The 3,788-nt window shown below is 39.7% G+C and carries 2 protein-coding genes and 1 pseudogene; all 3 read right to left on the bottom strand.

Features of this window, described 5'->3' with window-relative positions:
- Positions 1–775, bottom strand: a pseudogene (locus AC1DPQ_RS20955) (polysaccharide lyase); the annotation flags it as partial.
- Between the two features lies 1 nt (position 776).
- Positions 777–2,432, bottom strand: coding sequence for a pectate lyase family protein (locus AC1DPQ_RS20950; protein ID WP_477610756.1), 1,656 nt, complete (start codon positions 2,430–2,432; stop codon positions 777–779).
- A 392-nt stretch (positions 2,433–2,824) separates the two neighbouring features.
- The coding region (locus AC1DPQ_RS20945) for a RagB/SusD family nutrient uptake outer membrane protein (RefSeq protein ID WP_477610755.1) at positions 2,825–3,788 on the bottom strand (964 nt) is incomplete at its 5' end.

Raw genomic sequence — 3,788 nt, 5'->3', positions numbered from 1 at the left:
GGTTATAGGTATCTAAAGCCTCAGAAAAGATCGAATTTTGAATGGTAACGTTTACCGTAGGCAATTTTACAGGTTTAGAACCGTCTTTTGGATCATAAACATGGCGGTAAATCGACATATTTTCATCTAATCCCCAACTTGTTGAAACGTGATCGATGATGATGTTTCCGACAGGATTTCCGCCAATGGCATCATCTCTACGGGTAACATCGGTTGCTCCCCGACGGAAACGCATATAACGGATCACTACATCATGGGTGTTGATCCAAACTGATTCGCCAGCCACACAGATCCCATCGCCAGGCGCACTTTGACCGGCAATGGTAATATAAGGTGCACGGATAATCAAGGGCGTTTTTAATTTGATGATCCCCGAAACATTAAAAACAATGATTCGGGCACCGCCTTGCTCGCAAGCCTCACGTAAAGTTCCGCTGCCCGAATCTTCAAGACTGGTTACTACGTAAACTTTTCCTCCGCGGCCACCAAAAGAATAAGCACCACCACCTTCAGCACCCGGAAAGGCCACTGTTTTAGCCTGCGGCAAATCGCCTGGTTTTGCTGCCCATGGAATATAAGGTTTACCATGTTTTGCTTCTTCATCTACAATGTGTTTTACTTTTAAAAATTGCAGTTCAGATTTTTCTTCAATACTTTTTAAAAGCGAATCGGCTTTCTTTTCCATAGCCTCTGGGATTACCGGATATTGTGCAAAAGCTACATTTCCAATGCCACAAAGCGCTATTATGCTAAAAATTGAACTCCAGATACGCATATTAGTTTGGCTTAACAATTGAAACGGGAACAACACTATTTAGATATACTTCGATGTTCGCATAACCACTTTTTGTAATTTTAACAGCATCAGATGCATCCTTAGGGTTTAAACCATTTTTAAGCTCGTAAGCATCGGGCATGCCATCATCATCACTGTCTTTATATGGCGTGCCTTTATATTCTGGGTAACCTCCAACCTGAGAAACTTCTGTAATGATACCTTGCTTGTAAGAATCGCCAGGTAATCTGCGGTGTTCAAATTGAAAAGCAGATGGTTTAGCATCAGGGTGAACTTCAATTTTACCTGTAGCAACCTGTTTAACTACGCGGGTATCAACCGGATCTCTTTTCGGTAAAGTTGCACCAGCATTTGCCAAAACATATTCTTTAGCTTTTAAAGTAGGGATAATGCTAATCTTAGGCATTGGAAACGGATTCTTAGCTTTCATCGCAGCGAAATATTTACTTGCTTCGTCGAACGACATTAAATTTCCTTTTTTATCTTCTAACTGAACACCTCCATCCCAGTTATTTTTGGTTACTTTTTCATTACCGTCAATTATATTTCCAGATACATAAGCCCTGCCAAAAACAACATAGGGTAATTTACTGCGTCCAGATTCTGGTTTTAAAATGCGGTAACTGATAGGATCTTTTAGTTCGGTAACCGGACCTGGTTTATAAAAGTTATTGATGATGTTATATTGTGCGGTATAATCGCCGCCATCGGTTGAGCGGTTGTTCCAGTTAAAAACCACATTATTAGCAAAATTAAAAATTCCATTCCAGCCAATTGATGGGTTACGTGCGCCATTATCTGCCCAAAGGTTACGAACAAAGGCACAGTTTTCTCCACCTAAGGTGCTACCGAAAGCATGGTTCCAATAATCTAGTGCCTCTGAGAAAATAGAGTTTTGTATCGTAATATTAACCGTTCCCAATTTTTCTTCGGTTTTACCTGTACTATCATTGTACATATGGCGGTACATCGACATGTTTTCATCCAATCCCCAGCTTGCCGAAACGTGATCGATCATAATGTTACCTACAGGATTACCACCAATGGCATCATCGCGACGGCCAACAAAGGTTTCACCCCTTCTAAAACGCATAAAGCGAACAATAACATCATGAGTGTTTAACCAAACCGATTCGCCGGCCACGCAAACTCCATCACCAGGTGCGGTTTGACCAGCTATAGTGATATAAGGCGCGCGGATAATAAGCGGGGTTTTTAATCTGATGATCCCTGAAACATTGAATACCACAATCCTTGCACCACCTTGTTCACAGGCATCACGTAAAGAACCAGGTCCTTTATCATTTAAGTTTTTAACCACAATAACCCTACCGCCATGGCCACCAAAACTATAGGCGCCACCACCTTCTGCACCTGGAAAAGCCAATAAATCTGATTGTGGTAAATCATTTGGCCTACCCGCCCAAGGAATATATGGCTTGCCCTGAGCGGCCTCTTTTGCAATAATAGGCTTTGCTTTCTCCCAGGCAATATCAGATTGGTGATAGGCTTCTTTCATCATCGAATCAGATGATTTTTTAATATCGGCGGGAATGTTTGGATATTGGGCAAACGTATAATTTGCGGAGAGTATTAACGCTGTTGTTAGCAACAGATTTAAAATGTTCTTTTTCATTTGTGTTGTTCGTTGGGAAGAGAAAGAAATTACGAAATATTTTTAACTAGCAGAAAAATCTAATTGCTGATATTGAAAATCGTGGCTCATTTCTTTGTCTATCCTTGTAAGTAATTTTGGTTAGAAAGTATATTATCTTTCAAATTTGCATGCAAAAAGCACCTGTTTAATGTATAATTTTGGCTATCTATTGTATCATCTTATCAATTGGCAAAAATGCCTGTAACAAATTAAATTCATTCTCGCAGCCATGTTACAAGATAGGAATAAAATTCATATATAAATGTAACATTCTTAAATAAAAAAAAGGAAACAAATTAATGTCCCCTTTTTCCAAACCAAATATAAAAAAACCGGGGTGGTGAGCAAACCGCCCCGAAGATATTCTGTAATTACTTTAATGGATCGAAGGTACCAGCACCATTCATGCTATCCCAACCTGTTGTTTGTTGGAGATATGGACTTGCTGATAATACCGTTTGATTGATGCCGAAGAAATAATATTGTGGGTACCATGTAAATTTCCAGTTAGCCGGGCTTGTTTTATCAAGATCGTCTCTTACACTGATCTTGAAATAGTTATCGTAAAGGTAATCAACGTATTGATCGTAGGTGGTAATTCCAGCAGGATAAGTTGCAGGATCTCTATCAATAAGCGGAGCCGTTCCTGAGGCCGGTTTTAATAAAGGATCATTTGCACCAACGTAATCAGCACCTGCAAGTGTTTTAACTCCAATATAAAACCCTGTTCTACGCGTGCCATTTAATGGTGTAAAACCTAACCTTGTGGCGGTAGGACCAGATTCAAAAAGCATCCATCTTCTTAGATCCCAGAAGCGTTTGCTTTCGTAGGCGAATTCTACTTTTCTTTCGTTTAAAGCAGCTGCAAATAATTGGTCGCGGCTTAAACCAACATCCAAACCATAAGACCCGTCTGTACCGGCTAAAATGCCTGCCCTATCTCTTATAGATTTAATGCCTTCAAAACCTTCGCTAAGTTTATCTGCACCGATAGCTGATTCAGCAAGATTTAGTACAACTTCTGCAAATCTTATCTCCATATAGTCGGTTGGACTATTGCTAAAGTTACCAATTGTATTGTTTGCGTTTGGATTATTTGCTTTACATAAATATATACCGCTTGCATTGGCTCCTTTTGTTTCAGTAGTGCCATTATAGCCAGCTGTTGACGTTTTTTTCCAAACATAAGTCCATTGCTTATAATTAGTTGCACCCGAATACGGCCAGATGGCTCCATTATATACAAATGTTTTATAAAACCTAGGGTCTCTGTTTTTGTAAAATTTAGCGTCCGAATATGGATATGCAGCAGATGAAGCATTAATAGATTTACCA

The organism is Pedobacter sp. 01T416_2, assembly GCF_056398925.1.
Note: the sequence above shows the minus strand (reverse complement) of the source record. Positions and strands in the feature narration are given on the sequence as shown.